This is a genomic window from Mycobacterium sp. E2479 (assembly GCF_001667925.1).
GTDB lineage: Bacteria > Actinomycetota > Actinomycetes > Mycobacteriales > Mycobacteriaceae > Mycobacterium.
Genome location: NZ_LZJR01000169.1, coordinates 1 through 1,373 on the forward strand (window position 1 = coordinate 1; position 1,373 = coordinate 1,373).

2 protein-coding genes are annotated in these 1,373 nt (G+C 59.1%); one reads left to right on the top strand and one right to left on the bottom strand.

Annotation, left to right across the window (positions count from 1 at the left end):
- Positions 1-26 precede the first annotated feature (26 nt).
- Positions 27-335: a hypothetical protein gene (locus A5686_RS26145; RefSeq protein ID WP_067931302.1), complete on the bottom strand. Its 309-nt coding sequence runs from the start codon at positions 333-335 to the stop codon at positions 27-29.
- Between the two features lie 703 nt (positions 336-1,038).
- On the opposite strand from A5686_RS26145, the gene A5686_RS26150 reads away from it, so the two are divergent.
- Entirely contained in the window at positions 1,039-1,347 is a 309-nt protein-coding gene (locus A5686_RS26150) for a hypothetical protein (RefSeq protein WP_067940559.1), read from the top strand.
- The last annotated feature ends 26 nt before the right edge of the window (positions 1,348-1,373 follow it).

Genomic DNA, 1,373 nt, shown 5'->3' on the forward strand with positions numbered 1-1,373 from the left:
GTTTTGATTACTTCCGACGTGGCGCGTTACACGTCGATGGTCTGGCTGACGTATGTCTCCCAGGTGGCGATCTGGCCAGCCTCTACCATGGCGGCCTGCATCTCGGGGTCGCCGAAGAGCGCCTCCTGGACCTGGCCGTACCGCGTCCAATCCTCGGCTGTGGAAAGCAGGCCGATGGCGTTGGTCGCCGGGCCCCCGATCATGGTCGCCAGCACGGTGACGTTCTCGGCGCCGTGCTTGCGAGCGAGGTCTGTTGTCTTCTTGAGTTGCTTCTGCACCTCGTCCCACTGGACGCCCGGGTTTGGGTGGATAACTACGTACGTGACGATGGTCATGATGGTGCCTCCTGTACCTCGTGGCGGTTAGCCACAAGGTAAGCAAACACCCGAATGCCGCCGCGCGCTAGTGCCAAAGTGCATTGGCTAGCAAACTAGTTGCCGCGTCGGGGCCTGCTCGCGCGCCCCGGGCCTCCGAGGCCGTCTAGGCGGTCATTTTATTGTCTTTGCATCGAATGCAATATTCGTCGTTCTGCCTTTGTGTTTCGTGTATGCCTTCGCATTCAGGGCATTGTTGAATGTATTTATGATTCGGATTCCAGTCCGAATTCATTAATCTTTGCTTTTGTATGAATTTGTTCGCTGAGTCACGAGCTCCGTTAGACAACATTTCAATAGACTTCCCTGGTCAATAGTATATTCTGGTTTTATTCAGGGTTTGCTGGTGGCTTAACAACCCATCCGGTGGGACGGGCTTGGCAGCTCGTGAATCACTAGCATTCGCAGCTACCGCCCGTTCGGGCTAACCAATGACCATTCCCCAAATGCGGCCGGTTAAACCCCGGTGGGGCGCGTAATCAACCCCACCCCCTGGCGATTCACGCTCTGCCCAAGTTGTCGGGTGCCGCGTCCGCCGCGCAAACCTGCTCGCCCGCAACGGGCGCTCGGAGATCTGCGGAAGATTGAAGTAGCCGGCTACTCTAGGCTCGCAGTTTGCCACGCCAGAGGCTGTCTGGGTCCCCTCTAGTGAAAGGTGCCCACGATGACAATCCTCGCAACCACTATCGTCCATCCGAATCCCGGCGTGGCCTGGGACGACGTTCAAAAGCAGCTGAAGCGCGCGAGCGAACTTGCCCGCAAGCATGGCGCGGAGAACGTCACTGTGCTCGTCACCATGGTCGGGGGCCCGGCGACCAACGCCATCGGCCTGCTTTCCACAGCCGAGGATTGGACGCGGTACGGCCAGGTCCAGGAGGCGCTCTTCGGCGACCCCGAGATGCAGGCCGCCATGGTAGAGGCTGGCCAGATCGCCACCTGGGAGACATACGTCAGCCAGACCATCGACGTGTAACGCGCCACGTCGGAAGTAATCAAGGG